Origin of the sequence: Chitinophaga qingshengii, from assembly GCF_014529935.1 — a bacterium.
Classification (GTDB): Bacteria; Bacteroidota; Bacteroidia; order Chitinophagales; family Chitinophagaceae; genus Chitinophaga; species Chitinophaga qingshengii.
Window position 1 is genome coordinate 1,386,024 of sequence record NZ_JACVFC010000001.1, and the last position, 25,752, is coordinate 1,411,775.

The 25,752-nt window shown below is 48.8% G+C and carries 19 protein-coding genes and 1 tRNA gene; 5 read left to right on the forward strand and 15 right to left on the reverse strand.

Annotation, left to right across the window (positions count from 1 at the left end):
- Nucleotides 1–16: 16 nt before the first annotated feature.
- The 3 genes from ICL07_RS05035 to ICL07_RS05045 form a co-directional block, all read right to left on the reverse strand.
- On the reverse strand, nucleotides 17–976 hold the full coding sequence (locus ICL07_RS05035) for a lipase family protein (protein ID WP_188086832.1): 960 nt from the start codon (nucleotides 974–976) through the stop codon (nucleotides 17–19).
- Between the two features lie 204 nt (nucleotides 977–1,180).
- On the reverse strand, nucleotides 1,181–3,544 hold the full coding sequence (locus tag ICL07_RS05040; protein WP_246484976.1) for a TonB-dependent receptor: 2,364 nt from the start codon (nucleotides 3,542–3,544) through the stop codon (nucleotides 1,181–1,183).
- Nucleotides 3,545–3,777: 233 nt separating this feature from the next.
- Nucleotides 3,778–4,605, reverse strand: coding sequence for an SDR family oxidoreductase (locus tag ICL07_RS05045; protein ID WP_188086834.1), 828 nt, complete (start codon nucleotides 4,603–4,605; stop codon nucleotides 3,778–3,780).
- 91 nt (nucleotides 4,606–4,696) lie between these two features.
- Here ICL07_RS05045 and ICL07_RS05050 point away from each other — a divergent pair, with 91 nt between their 5' ends.
- Nucleotides 4,697–5,164 carry a YybH family protein gene (locus ICL07_RS05050; RefSeq protein ID WP_188086835.1) on the forward strand — a complete coding sequence of 156 codons (468 nt, stop codon included), beginning with the start codon at nucleotides 4,697–4,699 and terminating at the stop codon, nucleotides 5,162–5,164.
- Between the two features lie 97 nt (nucleotides 5,165–5,261).
- Here ICL07_RS05050 and ICL07_RS05055 read toward each other — a convergent pair whose 3' ends face one another.
- The 11 genes from ICL07_RS05055 to ICL07_RS05105 form a co-directional block, all read right to left on the reverse strand.
- Nucleotides 5,262–6,767: a sulfatase-like hydrolase/transferase gene (locus tag ICL07_RS05055; protein ID WP_188086836.1), complete on the reverse strand. Its 1,506-nt coding sequence runs from the start codon at nucleotides 6,765–6,767 to the stop codon at nucleotides 5,262–5,264.
- Between the two features lie 12 nt (nucleotides 6,768–6,779).
- Nucleotides 6,780–8,303 carry a sulfatase family protein gene (locus ICL07_RS05060; RefSeq protein ID WP_188086837.1) on the reverse strand — a complete coding sequence of 508 codons (1,524 nt, stop codon included), beginning with the start codon at nucleotides 8,301–8,303 and terminating at the stop codon, nucleotides 6,780–6,782.
- A gap of 10 nt (nucleotides 8,304–8,313) precedes the next feature.
- Nucleotides 8,314–9,948 carry a RagB/SusD family nutrient uptake outer membrane protein gene (locus ICL07_RS05065; RefSeq protein WP_188086838.1) on the reverse strand — a complete coding sequence of 545 codons (1,635 nt, stop codon included), beginning with the start codon at nucleotides 9,946–9,948 and terminating at the stop codon, nucleotides 8,314–8,316.
- Between the two features lie 18 nt (nucleotides 9,949–9,966).
- Nucleotides 9,967–13,287, reverse strand: coding sequence for a TonB-dependent receptor (locus ICL07_RS05070; protein ID WP_188086839.1), 3,321 nt, complete (start codon nucleotides 13,285–13,287; stop codon nucleotides 9,967–9,969).
- A 249-nt stretch (nucleotides 13,288–13,536) separates the two neighbouring features.
- Complete coding sequence (locus ICL07_RS05075) at nucleotides 13,537–14,739, reverse strand: FecR family protein (protein ID WP_188086840.1); 1,203 nt, start codon at nucleotides 14,737–14,739, stop codon at nucleotides 13,537–13,539.
- Nucleotides 14,740–14,806: 67 nt separating this feature from the next.
- Nucleotides 14,807–15,394 carry a sigma-70 family RNA polymerase sigma factor gene (locus tag ICL07_RS05080; protein WP_188086841.1) on the reverse strand — a complete coding sequence of 196 codons (588 nt, stop codon included), beginning with the start codon at nucleotides 15,392–15,394 and terminating at the stop codon, nucleotides 14,807–14,809.
- A gap of 159 nt (nucleotides 15,395–15,553) precedes the next feature.
- The gene (locus ICL07_RS05085) at nucleotides 15,554–16,609 is read right to left on the reverse strand and encodes an SO2930 family diheme c-type cytochrome (RefSeq protein ID WP_188086842.1); all 1,056 of its coding nucleotides are present in this window, start codon (nucleotides 16,607–16,609) and stop codon (nucleotides 15,554–15,556) included.
- A gap of 26 nt (nucleotides 16,610–16,635) precedes the next feature.
- Entirely contained in the window at nucleotides 16,636–17,916 is a 1,281-nt protein-coding gene (locus ICL07_RS05090; protein WP_188086843.1) for a parallel beta-helix domain-containing protein, read from the reverse strand.
- A gap of 23 nt (nucleotides 17,917–17,939) precedes the next feature.
- Complete coding sequence (locus tag ICL07_RS05095; RefSeq protein ID WP_188086844.1) at nucleotides 17,940–20,690, reverse strand: TonB-dependent receptor; 2,751 nt, start codon at nucleotides 20,688–20,690, stop codon at nucleotides 17,940–17,942.
- A gap of 169 nt (nucleotides 20,691–20,859) precedes the next feature.
- Nucleotides 20,860–21,753 carry a LytR/AlgR family response regulator transcription factor gene (locus ICL07_RS05100; RefSeq protein ID WP_188086845.1) on the reverse strand — a complete coding sequence of 298 codons (894 nt, stop codon included), beginning with the start codon at nucleotides 21,751–21,753 and terminating at the stop codon, nucleotides 20,860–20,862.
- Between the two features lie 107 nt (nucleotides 21,754–21,860).
- The gene (locus tag ICL07_RS05105; RefSeq protein ID WP_188086846.1) at nucleotides 21,861–22,358 is read right to left on the reverse strand and encodes a hypothetical protein; all 498 of its coding nucleotides are present in this window, start codon (nucleotides 22,356–22,358) and stop codon (nucleotides 21,861–21,863) included.
- 385 nt (nucleotides 22,359–22,743) lie between these two features.
- Between ICL07_RS05105 and ICL07_RS05110 the strand changes: the two genes are divergently transcribed.
- The 4 genes from ICL07_RS05110 (at nucleotide 22,744) to ICL07_RS05125 (ending at nucleotide 24,307) form a co-directional block, all read left to right on the forward strand.
- Nucleotides 22,744–22,962, forward strand: coding sequence for a hypothetical protein (locus ICL07_RS05110; RefSeq protein WP_188086847.1), 219 nt, complete (start codon nucleotides 22,744–22,746; stop codon nucleotides 22,960–22,962).
- A 46-nt stretch (nucleotides 22,963–23,008) separates the two neighbouring features.
- Nucleotides 23,009–23,206: a hypothetical protein gene (locus ICL07_RS05115; protein WP_425490593.1), complete on the forward strand. Its 198-nt coding sequence runs from the start codon at nucleotides 23,009–23,011 to the stop codon at nucleotides 23,204–23,206.
- An 89-nt stretch (nucleotides 23,207–23,295) separates the two neighbouring features.
- A tRNA-Pro gene (locus ICL07_RS05120) sits at nucleotides 23,296–23,369 on the forward strand.
- A 281-nt stretch (nucleotides 23,370–23,650) separates the two neighbouring features.
- Nucleotides 23,651–24,307 carry a DNA alkylation repair protein gene (locus ICL07_RS05125; RefSeq protein WP_188086848.1) on the forward strand — a complete coding sequence of 219 codons (657 nt, stop codon included), beginning with the start codon at nucleotides 23,651–23,653 and terminating at the stop codon, nucleotides 24,305–24,307.
- Nucleotides 24,308–24,875: 568 nt separating this feature from the next.
- Here the strand turns inward: ICL07_RS05125 and ICL07_RS05135 are convergent.
- A complete protein-coding gene (locus ICL07_RS05135; protein WP_246484978.1) occupies nucleotides 24,876–25,676 on the reverse strand; it encodes a helix-turn-helix domain-containing protein in 801 nt (266 codons plus the stop codon).
- Nucleotides 25,677–25,752: the final 76 nt, after the last annotated feature.

A 25,752-nucleotide genomic window follows, 5' to 3' on the forward strand; every position in this document is an offset into this window, starting at 1 on the left:
GGCCGCCGGTTTTTTATCAGGCTTTACAATTACCCTTATTAAAATTGAGGATATCCGGGTTGTCAATTCCATTCAATCTATCCAGTGTATACTGGTAAACCGGCAACTGGTGAGCGCATCCCGCTCCGGGTTTTACCTGCGGATATTTTGAAGAATCAATCTGGTAACCACCGGCTACCGGAACATAGATATTGGGGCCGTTCAGGGGGAATTGCGGAAGACTGGGAACACCATCCGGCAGATTATGTATGCGGTAGTTTACCTTTACGCTGTCGTTGTACGTAGCGGCAAATGCGGCGTTGCCGGATAGCGGCGACGCGTAGGTATACACGCACAGATCCATTCCCTGACCTTTGCCTACTGCCAAAGCAGCAGCAAGATAGGTAGCCAGTGACGCTCCCAGGCTATGGCCGTTCACCACGGTCCGTACCTTCATCACATCAGGCATCAGCGCTGTGGGATCAGCCGCCAGTAACGGCAATAAAAGCGGTATCACCTGTAAAGGAGAGTCCGGAGGAGAAACGACCAGGCCGGATTCATACAAATCATAAAAACCGGCTGGAACCACCGCATTGTTATTAAACTCCTTAAAGGCCGTAGGCACAAAAAAGCTGTCCGCAATGGCTTCCAGTAAATTTTCCGTACCACGGATAGCCACCACGTACTCCTTCGTAGTTTTGTTTTGCGCTATAAAACCATAATAGACCAGGTCAAGACCTGCTCCGGGAGCGATGATGTCATTCATCTGAATATTGTACAACAGGTTGTAGTTGGTGAAAAAGTCCTGGTCCACCAACGACTGGAAGGCTGTATTGTCACAAATATCCTGATACGCCTGTAAGGAAGGATTCAGCTGGGTAGCCTTGTCTTTCTGTAACACCGCCTGTTTGAAGAGAATATCTGCCAGGTTGGTGATTTTGGCGTACTTAACGGCCTCTGACAGAGAAACGGCTAAAGATTGAACTTCGGTTTCCATGGAATAATGGTTTTGAGGGTGAAAAAAGGAAATGATACTTTGAGGTGTTGTTAAATATAATCCGGATTAATTAGTTATCCTAATTTAATGCATTTTATTCTTTTCCAAACATTATGAGTTCCCACAAACAAAAAAAAGATCGCAGGAGATAACCTCCTGCGATCTTTTTTTGTTGTGACTTTTACTATTTATAATAAATATCCACTAGAATTTATAGGAAACAGTACCCACGAACTGGGTTGGCGGAATCGGGTTGATGCTGTAGTTTTCGTGTATGTAGTAGTTATAGGTATTGGTGACGTTAGACACTTTACCCATGACTGCAAAACGTTTGAAAGTATAACCGGCGCTGAGGTCCAGGGTAGTGTAACCCGGAACGGAGATCAAACGGTTTAAAGGACCGGCAGGAGGCGCTTTCTGTCCTACTGTATTATTCCAACCGGCATAACGCTGACCGATATAATAGAAACCTGCACCTACTTTCAGGCCTTTGATAGCTGATTTTTGGAAAGTATAGAAAGCGCTGGCGTTAGCAGTATGGTTAGGGTTACCCACCAGGCGTTGACCAGGGATCACAGAGCCTTTGGAGTCAGGCGTTTTTTCCACGGTCATGCTGTTATAGCTGTAACCACCAATAACGTCCAATCCTGGCAGCGGATGACCAGCAATGTCCACTTCTACGCCCTGGCTGAGGGTTTCACCGATCATCATTTTGATGTTGGTATCTGTGTTGATACTAGTCCCATCAGCTTTGAAAGGTGCTGTTTGTGCGTAGTTATTATTGCGGATACGGTATCCTGTTACATTTACAGACAGCAGACCTTTAAAGAAATCATTTTTAACACCTACTTCATACTGATTGATAATAGATGGTCTCAGGTTGTCGCCATATATATCCTGACCGGTATTGGGTGTAAAGGAAGTTGAATAGCTGGCAAACAAAGCCGTAGTAGCAATTGGTTTATAAACGATACCGAAGCGGGGAGATACGGCGTTGTCATATTTACCTTTACCTACCGTTTTGGAACCATCTTTAAAGCTGTAGCTAACTGTTGCTTCATTTTGCAGATAAGATACGCGAACACCAGCCAATACTTTCAGTTTCTCGGAGATGCTCACCAGATCCTGGATATAAGCACCCAGCCTGTTAATAGGCACGTTATTCACGCTTTGCAATGTAGCCTCCGGCATATCTGTACGACGGGTATATTTTGCCGGATCATATACGCTGATACTGTCATAAATACCTGCTGTTTTAGGAAGTACAGAAGGTACACCGTAAGTATAAGTACCCGTTACGTAACGGTCTGCATCTACTCCGGCCAACACGGTATGTTCGACTGCACCGGTTTTGAATTTACCGGTCAGGTCTATCTGCGCAGCATAATAATCTTCATTAGTAGCGTTTCTACCCAGCGGGCGCCTCCAGATACCCAGTGTATCGAACTGAATTCTTTCAATGGAATAATAGTCGCGGGTATATTTTGAATAAGACACCAGTCCGTTAATAGACCAGTTGTCGTTGAATTTATGTTTGATGTTCGCAGAAGCGGTAGATTGCTGGGTATGGGCATACTGCCAGAGGGCACCGTAAAAAGTATTACGGGATGCTTTGTTGATGATGGTATCGGCAATGGACCCCAGGCCGAAGTCCGGTGTAAAATCATGTTTCAGGTAATCGCCCTGTACCAGCAGTTCGGTACGGTCGCTCAGTTTGAAGAGCAGGGATGGATTTACATAATATCTTTTGGAGTGTACCTGGTCACGGTAGCTGTCTGCCGTTTCAAAGGTACCGTTTACGCGGTAGGCGATTTTGGAAGAGATAGGGCCGTAAACATCGAAAGCTGGTTTCAGCAGGCCGTAGCTGCCGGCTCTCAGACTTACTTCTCCACCGAAGTTAAATTTAGGTTGTTTGGTCACCATGTTCATCACAGCACCGGGAGCTACGTTACCATACAGAATGGCAGCGCTGCCTTTAAGGATTTCCACTCTTTCGAGGGAGCTCATTTCGGGCATGGCGCCGGAGTTTACACGGGTACCGTTTTTAAACATATTAGTGCTGGAGAAACCATAACCGCGGGCGTTGAAAGTTTCCTGGGTACCGGCGCGCTGGGAGGCCATGTATACGCCGTTCACGTTTTTCACCACATCGCTGAGGCGTTGTGCCTGCTGATCTTCCAGCACTTCATGACCGATGATGGCCACGCTCTGGGGGAGGTCCATTACCGGCACCGGCAGTTTACCGATGGATACCGGTTTGCGGTTGATGGTGCGGGTGCGGGTACCGTCTACTACTACTTCATTCAGTTGGCTGGCCGTATTCTGAAGGTCCAGGTGGATCTCCGTGGCCTGGTCAGGTCCGACAGTGATTGTTTTTTGGATAGTCTGACAACCGGTGCAGGTGATCACGAGTGTGTACACGCCCGGTTTGATGTTTTTAACGGTAAAAGTCCCGTCCTCATTGGTAAGGGTGCCTTTTTTGGTGTCTTTCAGTCCAATCGTCACAAATGCTGCAGGTTCGCCATCGGCTGTATTGATTTTACCTTTGATAACGCCGTTCTGTGCCATCACAGCAACATTTATCAAAACAAAAACAATCAGGAAGTATATTTTTTTCAACGCTCTAAATTTTGCGCAAAGGAACGCCGGGATCGCTTTTTTTAATGAACGAATCGGGAAAAGCATTTACGCAAAGCGGAAAAACCTGCACCAGATTATTTTACTGCATTGATATTTAATTATTTATATATTATTTAAATACCTGACGCCCGTAACAGATGCCAGGTATTTTCCGGATTGGATCATTGTTCGTTCCAGATTCCGGTTGCGGCAGTGGCGTGGGCATAGTTCCCAAAATCGCGGGGCGTTCTTTTAAGAGCCCGTTGCACGCCATTGCCCAAACTCTCATTACGACCGTCGAGCACTTCGGTAAAAAGGTAGGATATCAGCCAGATATGGTCTTCGGGGATACCATATTGCCTTAACATGTCGATATACTCTCCCATGGGAACATGCTGGTACTCGATGGAACGGCCGGTGGCCTGCGCCACTTCGGCAACCGCTTCCGCGAAAGTGAGCAAACGGGGACCAGTCAATTCATACAGTTCACCGGCATGGCCATCTTCCGTTAGCGCGGCCACTGCAACGTCTGCGATATCATCGGCATCAATAAAAGGCTCGCGCATCCCACCGGCAGGAAGGGCCACAAAGCCAGCCTGTAAAGGCTCCAACAGGTACCCTTCGCTAAAGTTCTGGCTAAACCAGGCACAGCGAAGGATGGTCCATTCCAACCCGGAATCCATCACGATTTCTTCACAAGCCTGGGCTTCCGGTTCACCACGACCGGAAAGCAGCACGACCCGCTTTACACCACCGGCCACCATTACCTGTGTAAAGGTGCGGATCGTGTCTACCGCCCCTGGCACCGCCAGGTCGGGATAATAACTCAGGTATACGGTGGCAACACCTTCCAATGCTGGTTTCCAGGTAGCAGGCGCTTCCCAGTCGAACGCCGGAGAACCGGAACGGGAACCTACCCTGTAAACCCGGTTTTTTGCTTCCAGTAATTGTGCGATCCTTCTGCCGGTTTTACCGGTACCACCTAATATTAATACGGTTGTCTGTTGCATGGTTCGTTTGTTTTTATATGTCAAAACTAGCACCCTGCACATCCGGAAAATAGAACAAAACCGACACCGCCTTTTTTTGTACCTTCTGTACATGAAAACTATTATACCCCTGTTACTAATGGCCATCCTGGCCTTCGGCTGTCAACCAACAGATAACATGGTCAGCGCGGCCGATAAAAAAGCCCTGCTCAAAACAACGCAAGCTATCCGCGATGGCTTCGCCCGTGGCGATGTACCAGCCATCCTGGCCCTGCATCATCCGGAAGTCATCAAATATTTTGGCGGGAAAAATGTGGTCATCGGCCGGGAGGCCATGAAAAAAGGATTAACAGAAATGTTCGCTCATTCAAAAATGGAATTTGTGGACCATGAGCTGGAAAGCCTGGTGTTTCATGATAATACCGCCGTGGAGACCAGCATATTCACCATCAAGGTAACCCATAAAAATGGCGCCCCTCCTACCCTGGCGCATGGCCGGGCCATGGTGGTATATGTGAAGTATAAAGACAGCCCGACTGGCTGGGCTTCTATCAGAGAGATGGCGCAGGAAGCACCATGAAATATTCAGGGATTTTTTGATTTACGATTTTTTGATTTGACGCAAACCAGGCTTCCTTAAATCAAAAAATCCTAAATCAAAAAATCCTTAAATGACTTTATTCTCCCAATGCTGTAGCCGGCAGCCGGGTAAAATAAAAGATACCGTTATTCAGTCGTCCATCGCAGGCTTTGGTGAGCGCCTGTTTGAGCGAATCGACCTTTTGCGGGTATTGGGCGGCCAGATCTTTTTTTTCCTGTTTATCTGTAGGAAGATGATATAGCTGGAAAACCTGTTTGTTGTTCAACAGATAGGTACGCAGTTTCCAGCCATCATGCGTAACCAGTGCCGGCCCCATAAACGAAGAAAACACCACCTGGTCACGAGGCTTAAACGGTTTCCCGAGTAAAGAAGGCAGATAAGAGCGACCATCTTTCTGATCAGGTACTTTTACCTTCAGCAAATCTGCCATGGTGCTTAGCAGGTCGTAGTTGGCTACCAGCTGGCGGTTTACCGTTCCTGCCGGCACTTTGCCAGGCCAATAACAAATAAAGGGTACCCGCACACCACCTTCCCAGTTGGTTTCCTTCAGCCCCGCCAATCCGCTGTTACCATTAAACACGTCCGCTCCCCCATCACTATAAAAAGGCGTGGTGATATTATCATACTTCGGTTGTTTGCCTTCGTAGTACAACCAATGCCCGTTGTCTGATCCGAAAATGATCAGCGTGTTTTTACTGAGGCCCAGTGAATCTATCAGGTGCGTAAACCTACCCACATTATCATCCACCATTTTGATCATGGACGCATACATTTTCTGATGCGTTGTTAACCGGGGATTGTTGGCAAACAGCGGATCGATGGCAGGCACGGACACCGGACCATGCGGCAGATTGGTAGGGTAATACAGGAAAAAAGGTTTGTCTTTATTGCTGACAATAAACTGCTGCGCCTTTTCCATGAACAGGTTTTCCGCGTACTGTGGTTTATCCTTCCCCTGTAACGCAGCGCTGTCCAGGTAAGAATCCGGGCGGGTATTGCCTGCAATACGTACCGGTTCACCGTTTTCAAACATCACCATGGGATAGAACCCATGGCACATGCGATGATCGAGGTAGCCGTAATAATAATCCCATCCATGGGCGGCCATTTGTTTACGCGAGGTAGCAAAACCCCATTCCAGTTTACCTACCTCCCCCGTTACATAACCGGCTTTCTTAAATACCTGCGGCAGCACCATTCCAGGCTGTTCGGACTGCTCAAAATGTTCCAGGCGGGCATCTACCTCTGGCAACGTAAGCTGCCCTTTCAGGTAGTTAATGTAGATACCAGCGCGGTTGAGTGCAAATTTCCCTTTCCGTACATCGCTGTAACCGGTGAGCATACTGGCTCTGGCGGGTGCGCAGTACATGCTGCCATAGATATTTTCGAAGCGCATGCCACCGCGTGCCAGGAAATCGATGTTCGGCGTGGGAACAATCTGCTGACCGTAGCTCGACAACATGCCCCGCCCCATATCATCGGTATAAATAAAGATCACATTGGGCCGGGATGTTTTCCCGGGCTGCGCCTGTACGGCGACAGTTACCAGGAAAGCACTCAGGCATAACAAATATCTCTTCATGGAGCATCATTTTTAACGGCTGCGGCCGCCGGACTTAATCGTTTCGAGCATAGCTGCCATTTCCTTCACCATTTCAGGATGAGCAGCAGCCATGTTTTGCTTTTCCGCCAGGTCGTTTTTCAGGTTGTACAGCTGAGGAACGGTATCCAGACCGGATTCGATATTCACCGCCTGCAACAGTTTAGGGCCGCCCTGCGGCGCAATGTACTTCCAGTCGCCTTTTACAAGGGCTAATGTATTAGCCTGTTCCACCATGCTGCTGCGGCCTTGCTGCGATTTACCCAGCAGGGTACTCAGGATATTCCAGCTATCCGGCGCATCGTTTTCCTGCAGCGGTTGCCGGAGCATGGCAGCGAAAGAAGCTAACAGATCGACCTGGCTCACCAGTGCACCGGATACGCCGGGTTTCACGGTACCGGGCCAGCGCAGGATGAAAGGCACGCGGGTGCCGCCTTCCAGGATGCTGTATTTACCGCCGCGCATAACGCCGGCCGGTTGGTGACCGTTTTGTTGCGTAACGGCGCCGTCAACATAACCATCGTCGAGTACAGGACCGTTATCGCTGCTGAACACCACGATGGTATTTTTAGCGAGGCCCAGGTAATCGAGCGTTTTCATGATTTCGCCGACAGACCAGTCCAGCTGCATGATCACATCCCCACGGTATCCCAGTTCACTTCTTCCCTTAAAACGGGTATCCGGCATACGGGGTACGTGGATATCACTCAAAGACAGATACAGGAAAAAAGGTTGTTTGCGGTGTTCTTCGATGAAGTGTTGCGCCTGGTTAATAAAATCACCTGCCAATGATTCGTCTGTCCAGCGGGCTCGCTGACCGCCGGTCATCCAGCCGATGCGGCCGATGCCGTTCACGATGGTCTGGTCGTGCCCCTGACCGGGAGAGGAATGCATTTTGAGCAATTCCGGATTTTCTTTGCCGGTGGGTTCGTTGCCGATTTTATGATGATAGTTGACGTGTATGGTATCCTCCGGATCAAGTGCTACTACGCGGTGGTTTTCTACATATACGGTAGGCACCCTGTCGGCCGTAGCGGGGAAAAAGAAAGCATAGTCGAAACCCGTTTCCAGCGGACCGGGTTTAAGTTCGCCGTTCCAGTCCGGTTCCCCTTGTGTTCCCAGTCCCAGGTGCCATTTACCGATGCAGGCCGTACGATAGCCCGCCCGCTGGAACACTTTGCCCAGTGTGGTTCGGTTTGTCGGTACAATCAGTGCTGCGTTGCCGGGGAGAATATTGGTCCCTTTTTTCCGCCAGGCATATTCACCGGTGAGAATGGAATAACGGGAAGGGGTACACGTAGCTGCCGTAGCATGCCCGTTTGTAAAACGGATACCCTGTGATGCCAGTTGATCGATATACGGGGTTTTCACACGGGTAGCGCCATTACAGCCCACATCGCCATAACCCAGATCATCCGCATAGATGACGATCACATTGGGTTGTTGTCCTTTCTGTTGCCCTTTCACTGCTGCATGGGCTATACCCATGAGCGCAGCGGTAAAGAGTATTTTTTTCATGTAATGCATATTATCTCAGATTAGGGTTTATGTCCTGTTCAGATTGCGGGATGGGCCATTTTTCATCGGTACCGGCACGGAAAGCCTTGGTGGTAACGAACCAGCGGCTGTATGGATCTACCGTACTACCGTTTTTACGCAGGTTGACCGCACCGGGGAAAGCAGCTCCGTAGAAGCTACCGTTCAGCACCTGTGCAATGGTACCCCATCGCAGCAGGTCCCAGTAGCGAAGCCCTTCACAGGCCAGTTCATTTCTGCGTTCCCGGCGCAGGATCACCCGCAGGGCGGTGGGATCTATGACCGTTACCGGCGGCATGCCTACCGAAGCGCGGGCCCTCACCTGGTTAATGGTAGCATCCAGCAAACCCTGGTCGATGGCCTCGCCGGCTTCCAGTTTGGCTTCCAGGTAACTGAGCAGTATTTCCGCGTAACGGATCACCGGTACATCGATGCCGGAGTTCTGAAGGTCTCCGGAGAAATTATCCGGCAGGAACTTACGGATACAGTAGCCGGTACGCGTAGCCTGACGGGTAAGTGTCAGCTGATCTACCGATTTGGTAGAATCCGGATGCGTGATGTACAGGCGGCCGTTGAATGTTTGCATGTTGTACAGGATCGTATATCCCAGGCGCGGATCCCTGTTGGCGCCCACATCTTTCGGGTTATAACGGGGATCAGTAAACGAAAACGGCGTACCATCCTTAAACTCATAACTTTCTGCGAGGCTACCCAGTGGGTTTACCAGGTGCCATCCACTGTTGACAGCCGGGAAGAAATGTTGTAACATTCCGTTGGGCACCAGGTTAGGCACATATTGGATGGCAAAAACCAGCTCTTTGCTGCTTTCGTTGGTACCATCGAAAAGACTTTTGTAATTGGCATCGATGATGTTGTCGTTAAAGTCGATGATCGTTTTGTAGGTAGCAGCAGCATCGCCGTATTTTTTTTCTGCCAACTGCATACGGCCCAGGAAAGCCAGGGCAGCCTGTTTGCTGGCGCGGCCCTTTTCGGAAGCCGGGAGGTCTTTAAAGCGGGGCAGATCAGCAGCAGCGGCGGTGAGCTCAGCCATGACAAAATTCACGATCTCTGCTTTGGTCGCTTTTTTCACCGTATTGGCTTCATCCACGGTCAGCGTTTTGGTGGTGAGTGGTACGCTGCCAAAATACTGGGAAAAATAAAAGTAGATAGCAGCCCTGATAAAGCGGGCTTCCGCTGTCATTCTTTTGATTTTATCGGGAGATGCCGGCACTTTGTTCACATTCTCCAGGAAGTAGTTGCAGCGGGCGATGCGCAGGTAGCCGGTATTCCAGTAGATACCCACCTGCCCGTTGGTGGCCGTTAACCCGCCACTGGTAAGTTTATTCACATCCGAGTTATCCCCTCGACGGTCATAAAGATTATCGGTAGACATATCCAGTAACAGGAGGCCGTAGTAGGACCACCAGTCGGACATGGTTGTTTCGGTCCCACCGGCGATATTACCCCGGTATACCGCTGCCAGCGCCAGCATGGCGTCGCCCTCCGATTTCCAGAAGTTTTCGTTGGAGAACTGCGACAGCGGCGCTTTATCCAGTTTTTTACTGCAACCTGTGCCCAGTAGCAACAACAGGCATGCCGCGATGATATATTTATAATGAATTTGCATTGATCTCACTTTTGATGATTAGAAACTAACATTCAGGCCCAGCGTGTAGTTACGCAGAATAGGGTAATAAGCTCCTCCGGAATTAACTTCCGGGTCCCATCCCTTACGGTAACCACTAAACGTAATCAAGTTCTCCGCGGCCAGGCTTACCCGTAACCCCTCGATGCCCAAACGGCGGGTAGTAGCTGTAGACAGTGTATACCCCAGCTGCATATTTTTGATACGGAGGTAAGATGCATTCAGCAGCCAATAAGAGGACAGCACTGTGTTGCCCGTACCGGTATTGGGTATTAACTCCATCCGCGGGTATTTGGCGTTAGGGTCAGGGTTCTCCGGTGTCCAGCGTTCATCAAACTGCCAGCGTTGTACGGTAGCGGTGTTGTTGAGCGCAAAACCCGCATAACCATCCAGGCGTCCTTTTACGCCTGTCACCCCTTGCATCAGTACGCTGAGGTCAAATCCGTGGTAACGGGCGCCCAGGTTCAATCCGAACGTATACCGGGGAATATTGCTGCCCAGCACTACCCTATCATAGGCCGGTGTGATTTTGCCATCCGGTTTTCCATCGGGACCGCTGATATCTTTATAACGGATATCACCCGGTTTTTTCTGGGAACCCAGGACAGATTGATCGGCCCAGGAAGCAGCTTCATTGGCATCTGAAAAAAGTCCATCTGCTACATACCCGTAATAAGCATTTACGGGATAACCAATAAACAATGGCGTGTTGGCATTACCTACCAATCCGTTGGGCTGTACCACATTACCTACGCCTACATCCAGCACCTTATTGTTGATGATACTGAAGTTACCGTCAATGCTATACCCGAACTTACCGATGGTATTATGATGACCCAGGGTAAATTCCCAACCGGTATTTTTCAGTTTACCGGAATTTTTCACGCCCACATTAAATCCTAATACCTTGGATACGCTGCCTCCGGGGCTTACCAGGATGTCGTAAGTATATTTATCAAAGTAAGTCGCACTACCTGTCAGTAATCCGTGTAATAAAGTGAAGTCCACACCTACATCCGTAGAACGGGTAGATTCCCAGCGAAGCGTGGGATCAGCCAGATCCACCAGTGTTACGCCGGTAGCTACCTGATCACCGAAACTATAGTTGTATCTGGTACCTGCGGTCATGATGTTTTGCCAGCCATAATTGGCGATATTCTGGTTACCCAATGTACCGCGGGAGGCTTTCAGTTTCAGTTCATCCACCCAGGTCACATTGTTCTTCATAAAAGGTTCTTCCGAGATGCGCCATCCCACCGCCATAGCCGGGAAGAAAGCATATTTTTTCGTAGCCGGGAAACGGGAAGAACCATCATAACGCAATACGCCCTCCGCGAAGTATTTACTGTTGAAGTTGTATTGCAGGCGGCCAAAGAAAGAAGACAGCGCCCAGGAAGCAGCGCCACCGTCGTTGGTTTGCCCGTCAGCAGATCCCAGGTTGATAGATGTCAGGGAATTGCCGGGGAAGTTCCGGCGGAAAGCGGACAAGCTATCTCCATTAAATTCTTCAAAAGAATAACCAGCCAGCAGGTTAAAACTGTGTTTATCGAACCGTTTATTGTATTCCGCGAGCGCCTGCATGGTTTTATAATTGGAGTTGTAGGTATTCTGCGTTAAAGTAGACGGTGCTAATGTGGTATTGGTATTAATGTATTGTGTAGCGAGGAACCGTTTGTTATCGCCATAGTTAATATATCCGCCTCCGATAGCAGAGAGTTTCAGGCCCTCAACTACGTTCCAGTCCAGCCGCAGGTTACCATTCAGGTCGATGCCTTTTTGTTTGAAGAAAGATTCGCTTTCCAGGTTGGACACCGGCGTGCCTTTACCGTTGATACCCGCGCCCCAGTCTCCATTGCTCATATGAATAGGATAAATGGGGGAATACCGTACCACTTGCCCAATCATGTCCAGCATGGAGTTAAAGTCCAGGGTAGCCGGTGGCGCCGGTTCATTGGTAGTAGCCAGCGAAGAAGCGATACGGGTGGTCAGCTTTAGTTTGCTGTTGATATTGGTGAGCAGGTTAAGGCGTACATTGTAACGGTCGTAGTTATTTTTTTTCACGATACCGTTCTGCCGCAGGTAGCCGAAAGACAGCTGGTACTGGTTTACCTTATTACCATTAGCCAGGGAGATATTGTGGCCTGTTTGTATACCAAAGGGTTTAAAGAACTCTCCGTAGAAATTGGAATTGGGGTAGTTGTCCGGGTTGCTGCCATCTTTAAACATTTGTATTTCCGCAGGGGAGTAAGAGCCCGGTACCGCCTCGTTCATGGCCTGAGCGTACTCCCAGGAGTTGACAGATTGTGGTAAGGCCGTTGGTTTCTGCGTACCCAGGTAGCCGTTATAATTCAGTTTCAGTTTACCCGTGGCACCGCCGGATTTGGTGGTCACCAGTATCACCCCGTTGGCCGCTCTGGCGCCATAGATCGCTGCAGAAGATGCATCTTTCAGTACAGATACCGCTTCCACATCGTTGGGGTTTACGTCGTTAAAGGAGTTGACAGGCATGCCATCCACCAGGACCAGCGCCGCAGGCGTGGCGCCGAAGGAACCTACCCCACGTACCTGTATTTCACCGGCAGCATTGCCCGGCCTTCCGGAGCGTTGTATCACCGTTACACCGGGCATTTGACCGGTGAGCGCGTTGGACAACTGCGGTACGGTTCTGTTATTGACTTTCTCCGCATTGATTTGTGATACCGATCCGATGAGTTGTGATTTTTTCTGGGTACCGTAGCCTACCACCACTACTTCGCTGATAGCGCTGGCTTCGGGGTGCAATATCACATCCAGGGTGTTGGCATTTCCTACCTGTACCGTATAGGGCTTATATCCCAGGATGCTGAACTTCAGCGTTTCGCCGGCGGTAGCATTCAGCACATAAGCGCCTTTTGCGTCGGTAACAGCACCACGGGTAGTACCCACTACACCCACCGATACGCCTGGAATGGGGTTGCCTTGTTCATCCTTTACCGTGCCACGGATATCGTTGGTTGCCGTGGCTCTAACAGCCGGTGTAGCCGGCGGCTCCGGTTTCCTGGAGATAACGATCATTTTGTCTTCGATCGTAAACGTAAATGGCTGTCCTTTCAGGCAGGCATTCAGTACCTCCGGTACGCTGGCTTTGCGGAAATCGGCATCGATGGCCGATGATGTTTTCAACTCCCGGTAGTCGTAAAAGAACCGGTAGTTACTTTGGTGTTCGATAGCCCTGAAGATTTTCTCCAGTGACATTTGTTTTCCCGAGAGGCTTATTTCCTGGGAATAGCCGATGGCATTTACCTGTAAAAAGACCACCAGTAATAGTGCTGTCAATTTCATAATAAGCAGACTTTTACTTACTAAAAGCCCCTTTGGTGGCGAAGCTTTTGCATAACGAAGGGAATGCATACATTTGTCGTGTTAGGGAATTAAATAATCAGTTGATCTTAGCGGATACATTGGTTGATAATCTCCCGGCAATAATCCACCAGGGGCGGGTCCAAGCGCTCCTGGTTTTTTATTGCCGGGCAGTTCATTGTTCACGGACTTTTATTCATAAACTGCCTGTTTGGTTGATCGGTTTATATTTTACGAGATGACAATAATTTTTCTTCCCTCCACCCTGAACCGCACATGACTTAGTTCCAGCAGTCGCAGTACTTTCGACAGTTTTTCCCGGCGGCTGATGGAGCCTACGAATTCCCTGGCTGTAGGCGTGCCTTCATAGATGACTTCCACATCGTACCAGCGGGCAATCTGCCGCATCACGGTTTGTATATCGGCTTTATCGAAAAAGAAATAACCGTTTTTCCAGGCCAGCACTTCCTCCACATTAGCCGGCACCACTTTAAAGGACTGGCCGTTGTGTTCCAGTATGCCCTGGTCCCCCGGGCGGATCACCGTATTGGCATTACCTTTCACCAGTTTCACCGAACCTTCCGTGAGCGTGGTTTTCACCGTTTGTTCATCGTTGTAGCCGGCCACATTAAAATGGGTGCCCAGTACTTCCACGCTCATATCGCCCGTTTTTACGCGAAAGGGGCATTTATGGGTACCGCCGCCTTTATTGGGTACCGTGATACCGGCGATTTCAAAATAGGCTTCCCCGTTCAGTTCTACTTCCCGGCCATCTTCCCGGAAACTCACGGGAAAACGCAGGGAGGAAGCCGCATTGAGCCATACCTTGCTGCCATCGGGCAGTATCACCTGGTATTGACCACCACGGGGCGTTGTAATGGTATTATACATTACCTTACCAGTTGTAGCAGCGCCTTCTCCTGCATAAGCCAGTTCACCGTTATTAAGTTTGATGACCTTCACGGCTCCCTGTTGGCAGATGGTGCCGTTTTGCGCATCGTCCAGCACTACGGTATGGCCGTTCGCCAGCGTGAGTACCGCTTTGTTGCCTCCGGGTGCAATGTCCTGACGTGCCAGCTGGTCTGCCTGCCCGCCTGCGGGCGTTGTAGTATGGTGACCGGCAAAGTACCATCCCGCAGACAAGGCACCCACCAATACCGCAGCAGCGGCGGCATAGCGCCACCAGCGGACCACCTTCCGGGGTTCCGTTTCCAGCGCGGCGATCTTTTCGCGGACCTGGGCCAGCAGCTGCCTGTCCGGCTTCGGGGTAGCCGGCGCCCGTAATACCACCTGTTCGTAACGGTCCATCATTGCGCGGAACTGTTCTTCCGGCAAGGCGGACATATATTGCGATAACGCCTGCTGCTCTTCGTCCGACAGCGTAGCGCCGCCGGCAAATTTTTCCAATAAGGCCGTAATTTGATCCTGTTCCATAGTGCTGTTAATAGTAAGACTGACAGGCTTCCCAAAAGGACACCTGCGAAACACCTATTTTTTTAAATTATTTCAGGGAGTTAAAAATGAGCGCCAGCAACACGGCATCGAGGCCGGCGTGTTTTTTCAGGTAGGTTTTTACCTCCTTCACCGCTTCGTACAATTGCTTTTTTACGGCGAACTTGGAGATATTCAGCTCTATAGCGATGTCATCCAGGGAAAGGCCGCCTTCATTGCGGAGCATGAAGATACGGCGGCGCTGTGGTGTAAGGCCGGCAATAGCCCTGCGGGCCATTTCATGATATTCGTTGAACTGTACTTTTTCCTGTACGTCGGCATGCGCTTCTTCCTGGCGCTGTAGCAGTACCTCCCGGGCTTTCGACTGCCGTGCAGCCGCCATGCGGAGGTCGTACAGCCTGTTTTTGGCCATCATAAAAAGATAGGCCTGTAACGATTGTACCGTTACCAGTGTTTCTTTCCGTAACCACAGTTTTACAAAAATATCCTGGACAACTTCATCCGTATCCTGCCGGGAAAAGCCTGTCAACGGGAAGACAAAAAGGTACAGCTTTGGTTGATAATGTTCATACAGCCAGGTAAATGCATCTTCATCTCCCGCCGCCAGCCGCTCACAAATGACAATTTCTGATGACACGCTATTCATGTAGCTTCGATCATTGTTCCGCGTAAAGCTAAGGAGTTGGCAGCAAAGAATAACAGGAGAGCCCGGAGAAATTTTGCTCGGGGGTTCATGACAGATAAAAAAGGCAGCCGGGTTTTCTCCGGCTGCCTTCCACTATTGCTTGTATTTACCTTAATCAACAGGCTTCATCTGCGCAATCCATTGCGAGATAAGCGCCACTCCTTCCTTGTGAATGACCGTGCGGGCCAGTTCCGGCATAGCGGTACCGGGTTCCGTACTGTTCATGCGATGTACGAGGATAGAGTGTAACGGATCACGGGGCACCACGTCGTAATCGAGCCCTCCGGCGCCGCCGCCGGCGGATACCGGTTGCTTCATGATACCAAGATGATCATCCTTGGTTTGTTCATATTCGAGGAACAGGCCTGTGTTAAAGGCATCGCCGCCTTTGATATGGCAATGGGCGCAGTTTACATCGAGGTAAGCGCGGGCACGCTGATTAACGGTGAAGTGTACACTATCCTTCCAGTCGGGCAGTTGCGGGATATTCTCCGTGGGCAGTCCTTGCAGCAGGCCTGCGGAGGCCCACTGCTGCAGCTGTCCGGCTGGTTGACCGGCCAGCGTGAAGTTCAGGTTACGCGCTTTCGGGCCTATTGGCGTGAGCACGCTGTTGTTGATATGACAACGTTTACAATCGTTGGTATTGGGCATCTGATATACGGTAGATATTTTTTCTCCGCTATCGTCCAGCAGGGTGACCGGAATTTTTTTACCCAGTATCCATTTTACCGCTTCGGTTTGTTGATCGTTCCAGAGGTAGTTCATCACCTTCCAGCTTTTATCTGCCGGGTCTTTGAACAGCAGGCGGGTTTCTATCATCACCTTTTTGTGTTCAGGACTGGTATATGCGAAATTTTTGATGATGAACGTGGAGTCCGGAAAATCCAGTGGTCCATGATCCGTGTAATGGGCCGTCTTTCCTTCGGGCAGTACGACGAAGCGGTCTTTCACCGAATAATCCGTAAACAGCGGTGTAGACAGTTCATAGTGCACCACGCCTTTGCGGGGCGTGAGCGTTTTCAGTTCACCGGTAAAAAAACCATAGTCAGACAGTTTTTCCTTAAACTGAAACCCGGTATTTTTCTGCCCGGCAGGTTGCTGCTGGCAGCTGTTGAGCCAGGCCAGCAGCGAAACAAACATCCATAACAGCAAACAAGGCTTCCTCATCTCTCTAAAAAAATTAAACATAAAAATTACTTACACAAAAACGGTGTTACATCAGTATCCGGGCGCCATGCTTTGGTGCCCATTTGCAGGGCGTGCACATTCACAAACAGGTTGGACTGTTTTTGGTTGATACACAGTGAATCGGGGTTGGCGGCAGTACCTTTCGTGAGCACGTTGCTGGTAATACCGTCGTAGGTAATGAAAGGCAGGCGGGCATTTTTACGGGCGGGGTCCTGTGCGTTGAGTTGTTGCTCCAGGGCCACCAGTATTTTACCGGTATGGTGTTCATACACTGCCGGCGGGAAACTGTCGCCTACCTGCATTTCATTGTCATGGATGCGAATGTTCTTAGGTATAGGGTCATAGTGATCGTTTATTTTAGCGCCTGCATTGGTATCAATAAAAAATCCGGATACCACAGAGATGGCGCTGGAATTGTTATTGATGATACGGTTGTTATACAGTTCAATATCGGAAGCGGCCAGTATTACCACTCCACTGCCGGGAGCGGCATTTCCCACGCCCCAGGTATTACCGAAACTGCCTGATTTGGCGAAGTTACGTTCGTTGTTATCGTGGAAATGGTTGTTATAGGCTTTCACATGCCCACCGCGCCGGGAAAGGTCCGGCAGATCGAAGATGAGGAAACCGGCGGTGTTACCATAAAAATCGTTGTCGTATACCTGTGCGTTGGCTGTATTTTCAATTTCGCAACCGGCCACGTTTTTATAGGCTTTACAATTGCGCACGATGGCGGTGTCGGTTTGTCCGACGTAGATGCCCGCATCGGAAGCGCCTTGTGCATAGCAGTTTTCTATCAGTACGTTTTTACACATCACCGGGTAGATGGCGTAGCCGCCGCTGGTGGAATCGGACTTGGACCAGATAGCATGCAGCTGGGTGATGACCACCTTTTCACTTTTATTTATTTTGATGAGATCTCCTTTGGAGTCTTTCAGCGTCATACCGTGAATGGAGAACCCTTTTACATCCGTTACCCGGATGCCTTCGCCACCCTGGCTTTGGCCGGAGAAGTCCAGTATTGTTTTTTCGGGGCCTTCACCTTCGATACGGATATGATTCACCTGCGCGATACTGAGATTATCGAACTTATAGGTGCCTTCTTTCAGGAAGATGCTGCTGCTGTCTTTCAGTGTGAGAAAGGCTTCCGCGATTTTGATTTCATCGCCGGGGCCGAAGGTTTGTTTTATTTTGTAGCCGTCCTTATCGCCCTGCGACGAGTGGCATGCCATCAGCAGGCCTGCCAGGGCGAGGGCCAGCATAGGATATCTGTTGTACCGTTTCATATGATTTCCTTGTTTATAAATGATTAAAATACGTTGTATGCGAAGCTGGCATAGTACATCCCCCCTATTGCCGGGCTACCGAAGCCGTTGCGGTAATAGGTATTGGTAATATTGGTACCTCCCAGTTTGATCCTGCAATGTGCCTGTAACAAACGATAACTGATCTGTGCATCTACTACGGCCGAGGCTGGCACTATGCCACTACCGAATCCTATCTGATAGAAATAACCCGGCCGGTAGCGGAAAGTTGTACTGAATGCAAACCGTTCTTTATTGCCAAAACCGGTATTTCCGAAGTCTATATTGAATTTATAATTGGGCGTATTAAAATTATTGACCTGGCTGTTGTTCCTGTTTTTGAGGAAGTCGGACGAGAAATTGACTTTGGCCATAAAGTTACGCGACATATCTACACTTACGCTGGCAGCGTAGCCGTAGGTGTTTACTTTTTCCGACCCGTTGTAGGCGATGTTGTAGGCCATATAGGTATTATGGTTTTTGAAAGCCGTCAGGTCGTCGGTACCGGGCGTATTGGCTACGTTGACATAGCCGATGAAGTTTTTCCAGGTGGAGTAGTAACCGAGTACATCTATCAGTACCCGTTTAGCGATGAGCGAGGAATAACCTAACTCGAACGCATCAACGGACTGCGGTTTAATATCATTGAGGGCAAATTTTTGCAGATCGGCTGTATTGTTGCTCTGCTGGTATTTGGTAACGCTTTCCAGCGTATAGGCCGGGTAGCGGTCGAACTGGTACACGCCGTTGAGCAAGCGTGAAGAGCCACCGGAAGCGAAGCTGTTGTAGTCGATGGGCGTACTTTGCAGGGCCTGGATATTGGAAGGGAAACTATAGGCGTTCTGGTAAGAGAAGCGGATAAAACTTTCGCGGTTCACCTCTCCTACTGCCGATACCCTGGTAGTGATACGGGGTTTTTCAAAAAGGGTGTTTTTATCATAACGGAAAGCGGCGCTGAGGCTCAGTTTATCTTTCAGTACTTTTTTAGTGGCATGTACGTAGGCGCTGTATTCTGCCACATCGATGGGGCCGTCGTTATCCGGGAAGAGCGTGCCTTTGGAATCGAGACGGTACAGCCGGTAGTTGAGACCAGCAATCAGTTCTGCTACTTTGACCAGGTGGGTGAAGTTATACTGTCCTTCTACATTATACAGTTTGCTTTTATCGAGGAACAGCGTACCACCTTTGGAGGTAGGCAGGGAAGCGATACTGTCTTTCAGGTGCTGAAACAGGGGACTGGAAGCATCCGGGCGGCCCTGGTCGGCAAACGTTCTGGCGATGTTACTGGCGTCGAGGTAACTTTTACCGCCGGCCATGGCTTCGAGGAGGGCGCCGGTATATTGTGGATACCAGCCGTCGCCGGTGTTGCCGTCGTAGCTGGGTTTCCAGGCTTCGTTGATCAGTTGCGCCGTAGGACTGGCGATGATGGTATTACCGGAATTTTCCTGGGTGGTGTATCCGCGCAGGAACCAGTGTTCCGCTTTCAGTTCCGCGCGGTACTGGCCCAGCTGGAAGTTGGTGAGCGCATAACGGGTATCGTTGCTGTACACTGCATTGCCTTTACCGAAGGTACCCGACACGATAGCTTCCAGCCGGGGCCGTATCTTATACCGCAACTCTACGTTGGCTTTTAATAATTTGGCGTCGTTGCTCAGGTAGCCGTATTCGGGGTAGCCGGTACGGGCCACATAGTGACTGCCTTCTGCCAGCAGGGGGTTGATGAGGGGCGCCAGTTCAGGTGTTTGTTGCAGCGCTCCCTGCAGGAACTGGTTGAGGTCCTGGGAGGTTTTGCTGCCGTACATATTCACCCCGTTATAGTTGGGGTCTGAAAGCGGGCCGCCGGGACCATTGGTATTAGTCGTATCAGTGGCCATCCATTCTTTGGCCTGGATATACTGCACATTGATCTTAAAGGCGAACTTATCGCTTACTTTTTTGGCCCAGCGGACGGTCCAGTCGTAGTAAGGCGACGGTCCAAAAGGATCATTGGATTTGCCTTTACTGACATGGTTTACGCCCTGGGTGATCTGGGCGCTGAGGCCTTGGTATTTAAACGGGTCTTTGCCGGTCATGACGAGGGTGCCATTGAGGCCGCGGGAGCCATACAGGGCGGATGAAGCGCCTGACAGCACCTCAAGATTGTCCACATCCAGCTCCGTGAGGCCGATAGCTGTTCCCAGCGGGAAATTGAGGCCGGGCGCCTGGTTGTCCATACCATCCACGATCTGGGTGAAATTGGTGTTGCCACTGGTGTTGAAACCACGGGTGGTGATAGTGGTGAAGGTGAGGCTGGAGGTAGTGACATCCACTCCTTTAAGACCCTGTATCATATTAAAATAGCTGGGTTGGGGGGAGTTAATAATTTCTTTGGTACTGATCCGCTCAATCGTTACCGGGGATTCAATCTTTTTCTGGGTAAAGCGGCTGGCAGAGACTACGACTTCCCGTCCCAGTACAGACACGGGACTGAGTTCTATTTTCAGGGCGCCGGCGCCGGAAACGGTTACTTCTTTCGTTTCAAATCCCAGGGAAGAAAAAATCAGAGTAACGGGGTATTGTTTTCGGGCAGAGAAGCGGAAATTGCCCTGGTCGTTGGTGTAATCGCCATAGGGTGATTCTTTCATGGTCACTGAAACGGCGGGTACCACCTCTTTGGTGTCCGCATTGCGCACGTTACCCGAGACCGTGATCTGGGCCTGCGACAGATGGATAAAACCCATCCAGCAAATAATGGTTGACAATAGAACTTTGAACATCAGGGTGGAATTTAGACAGGTTGATTACGACGATATTAATAAAAACGTCGCTGGGAACATGCCTATAGCAGCGGGTTTGGGGCGAAATGGGCTGCATATGGGGCGAAATAAACGATTTACGGATTTACAGATTTTGGGATTTACGGATTTTAGGGATTCGGGTTCATCATCAGCCGAAGGCTGATTGAAAAACCGGCAGGTAAGTTCCAGACACCGGTACGGGGGTGTCTTCCATTCCTTCGATCTGCAAAAAATAACCTTTTGTATTTTTCTTAAAAAGTACCACTTTCGACAGGTTCACCAGGTAAGAGCGATGTGCTCTGGCAAAACCGTTGGCCGTGAGTTGCGTTTCCATATTTTTAAGGGAAACCCGGATCAGTTCTTTACTGATAGCAGTACCGTTGCGATAGAACACCTGCACGTAATTATCTTCCGCCCTGATCATGAGTAACTTGGCCGGGTGCACCGACAGCGCAGTCTTTCCTTGTTCATCTTTGATCTGCAGGCAGGCATCCGGAGCGGCGACGGGTATACTGGCTACCGGCGCCTGTGATACCTTGTCTTCCAATGATTTCAACTGTTTATATTTCTCCCGGGAGAAAAACCAGAGCAGGGAAATCATATAAGGTAAGGGCATGATGAGCGCGGTATATCGCAGGGTATTGACAAATTCGCCCCAGGTAAAGTAAAAGGTATCGGTAAGCAATACATCTACCGCCGTAACGATGGTTGTTACCAGCACAATTTCGCCCAGCAGCCAGAACAGGTAGGTAGCGTTGGTAAGCCGGCGCCGCCACTTCCAGCCGGCCAGCAGGAACTGTGAGATGGTGAGCCCCAATATACCGCAACCGGTGAAGATACCGAAAAACACCACCAGGTGCAGATGCTGGCCTTCATACCACATATTGATATTAAAGGGCAGGAAAATGTACATAAAGAAAAAGCTGAACACACTACAGAAGGTGATCAGTTCAACTCTGTTGCGCACAGGGTCCAATAGGCTGAAGCGGGGCTGTTCCGCCGCAAATTTCGCTATCAGCGGAAGTGTTGGCAAGCTTTTCATACCACAGTGGATTTACGGTAATTAAGATACGGTATTTCGAGCAAAGCAGCAAAGCAGTGCGAAGGGGCAAAGATTTTTTTTCACGCAAAAGCGCAAGGCAGCGGGAATTAAAAAACCGGGGTTTCTCCAGCCTTCAGTTCCTTTCCTTTTTGTTGCAGTGCGCGGGTGAAGACCTCTTCCGGCAGTGACTGAAAACCTTTAGGCGCTTTATGTGCCGGGCCTTCGTAGATGCCCACAAAACGTTTATGATAGGTACGCCGGCTCACGGGGTCGGTCATACGAAAATACTGCGGGAACCATCCTTTCACGGGTCGCATATCTTTGGCAGGTGTTTGCCGGCCGGCCAGGATCTGCGCCAGTGTTATCTTTTCCACCGCAGCCGGTGCAAAAAAATACACCCGTTTACCTTTCAGTGCCGCACCCGCTTTAAACACGCCCGCATGATGCCATTCCGTAGCAAACGGCGTTAATTCCGCCGCCGTAATTTTTTCGTTGAATTTTTTAGACAACCACTTCGCTACCTCACCTGCTTTCAGCAGGCCTTTCTCTTCCGCATCCTGGTAGTTCTCCGATTTTCCCTGCCGCAGGTATTGGCTCATTTTCATAGCGGCAAGGTACAATTTATTTCATGGGATAAGATGCCCGGTAGCGGTTATCACCTGGAATATGGGTATCACGATCAGCATCATTTTATCAAGGTATTTAAACAATTTACCGGGAAAGCGCCGGGCAGTTTCTGCAGGCAACACCAAATTTGCTACAGTAGGGGATTACAACTTTTATCTACAAAATAGATCTCCTTTCCATTGGATTTGTTTCTTCCGAAATCCATTACATAAGTATTATACATTTGATAGTCGCACAACCTAAAACTCACATCGGTGGATGGTTTTGCCATTCTTAACGACAATACCTACAAACGCACTTAGAGACTTAACTGTTAGCAGCACGGTACCTGCGTAGCACAACGATATACCTATATTCTGTCACATGAAACTCCACTTCTGGAGCCAGGACGTATATACCTATTCCCCTTTTGAAAACGGCATTGAAGTGCTGAACTTCCGGCCTAGCCAGCCTGGTAAGGATTTATGGATTTATGGCTTTATCAGGCTGAACAAAGACAACTCCCTGTTACTGGCCTCTCTTCGGGCCGAAGTCGCATATCCGGCAAAGTCCGTCGAAGACCAAAATATTCTTCTCCGGTGAAAACCTGGAGCGGTTTCCCAAATACCGCGACTACTGTGCAGACATCGTGGATGTATCAGCAGGCTTCGATGAGATAGACCGTCCCGGTTATGTCCGGTTTCCGTTGTGGCTCATGTTTTTATTCCAGCCTGATAGCGACTATGCCGCTATCAGCGCCAGGATGGAGGAAATCAACCGGAACATCAAAAGTGTGATGCAGGATAAGGTGCAAAAAGGGGTAACGCAAAAACGGGTCATGGTTTAAGATACAAATCTCGTATTTTTTAATGTTTCGGGTTAAAAATTTGGATTTTTACGAAAATCATGTTTATTTTGTGGCCCCGAACAAAATTACGGGATGTAGCGCAGCCCGGTAGCGCGCTTCGTTCGGGACGAAGAGGCCGCTGGTTCGAATCCAGTCATCCCGACTTGACAGGACAAAGTGGAAAAAGCTCCATTTTGTCCTGTTTTATTTTCGCCAAAAGTCTTGTCCGGCGTATATATTATTAAGTGGCTTTTTTATTTTGACGTTTCCGCGTTAACTCCCTTCAATCTAAATTCCTGAACCCGACAGTTAAAAATTTGTAGTATTTCCCAAAAGCGTGTAATTTAACTGTAACAGCGATGCTGTTTTAGGTCCTCTTTATAAATAGGATAGAATTGTTATTCAAGGTCAGCATTTATTTGTCCCGAAAAACAAAAGATTGATATGAAACGCTCTTCACAAGCAGAAAACATCCTGTCTCAAATCAATACTGAAACTAAGCTGGGAGACCTACGAAAAATTGCGGGTGAGATTAAAAAAGATCACGAATTGGCTTTGGAACTTTGGTCAACAGGTCAATTTTTACCACGACAGTTGGCAATTTTGATTATGGACAAAAAACAACTTTCGCAAAAACTCATTGACAATTTAGATAACGACATCAGGCAACATAATGAAGATGAAAAACTTCAACTAATTGACTGGTTAATGGCAAACCAACTTTCCAAAGACAAAAAGACAATTTCATTGATGGAAACTTGGGAAAACAGCCAGTCTTCACTACAAAGAAGAGTTTTTTGGTATTATCAGGCTCGTTTACGTTGGGTTGGGCAAACACCACCGCCAAACAGTGAAGAATTGCTTTCTAAAATTGAAACCCGCATTGAAAAGGAAGTGCCGGAAGTACAATGGGCAATGAATTTCACTGCGGCTCAAATCGGAATTTTTGAAGAAAAATATCGTTCAAGATGCGTTGCACTTGGAGAACGTACAGGGCTGTATAAAGATGAAATAGTTGCTAAAAATTGTACCCCTAATTATTTACCCCAATTAATAGCCATTCAAGTAGATAAGCTGAAAAATAAAACGAGTAAAGCATAGATTTCATGAAGCGTCCTAAGACGAAAGACGCTTCCAATTGCTAAAGACATAACGGTGAATAGCTTTTAGTCCAATAAACATTGGGATGGACACCACAAGGGCAAGAGGTGCTTTAGCTTTGAAGGTGGTAGTGCGGGTAATTCGGCAACCGCCCTGATTGTTATCGGTAATCTCGAACTGTTCTAAAATAGATTCGATACAAGAACCAAAGTATAAGTCAGTTTTCACCAATTGGAACGACAGTTTATGTTCAGGGGCCCACTCAGTGATGCGCTGTTGAATCGTACCTTTATCAGACACACATTCCCGGGTACTTCCTACTCCCCCCTCGCTGTCAGGCAGTCTACACTCCAGTGGTTTTGGCAGTCCACATAACAAGTAACAGGGTTGCCTGGCATCCATTTTTGAGTTGAAAAGCAAAGGCCAAAGCTTTGCAGCGCTCACGTTATAATTGTATGTAGTCTGAACGACCATGCTATGTGTTATTTACGAAAAAAGGGTTTCAGCTTCAGCCTATCCAAGCGTAATATAATTATAAACTGATCAGTTTTGGACGGAAAGATTTTTCTTAAGCGCTAATTTCAAGTTTATATCCTTTGCCGCGTACAACTACAATTTTGATGTTCGGATCAGGTTCCAGTTTTTTCCTGAGCTTTGATATGAACATATCCAAACTACGTCCAACTATAACACCTTCATCTTCCCATATCTCTTTTTGCAGCCTGCTTCTCTCAATTATCTCATTTTGAGACTTTGCGAAAATGCTGAGTACACGGGCTTCAGTTCCGGTCAGGTCTGTAGTTGTACCGTCTATTACCAGCTTCCGGTTCTTCGTATCGAACAACACCGTTCCCAAAGTAATCATGTTCGTATGCTGATCATCCACCGGTAAAACTTTTCGCGGTTTAACAGGTCTGAAGAAAATAAAACCGATAACTGCCAAACAGAACAAGCCTCCCCTCAGCAAATATCTATTCTTTGCGGTAGTGATACCGGGCGGTTTAAATTTAATGTTGATGATGTAACATGCTACGGGCTGCTTTCTTCCTAAACAGGCTATAATATCATCCTTCTTATTTTTTGATATAGCATATCCATAAGCTACACTGGCATCGGCACAGTTAAGTACGTTGACAACATAATCTGTTGTGAACGGGGCCTGGGCCAACAAACGCTGAGTAGTACTTACCAGGGAATCGGGTTGAAAAGTAAGTTCTTTCTCAAACCTTATCCGGTATTCATTGTCACCGGATTTTTCTACCGGCAGTACCCTTGACGTACTGTCACCCGACTGTAAGAGCAGTTCATGTCCGATTCTGCGGAGTAAAACTTCCCTTCTGGCGATGTCAAAATCGTCGCTTCCTTTCATGCTGAAAGCCACACAGATTACGGAGATAAACGAAAGCAATATCAATCCGACCAGGTATTTGCGTTTCCCCGAGAGG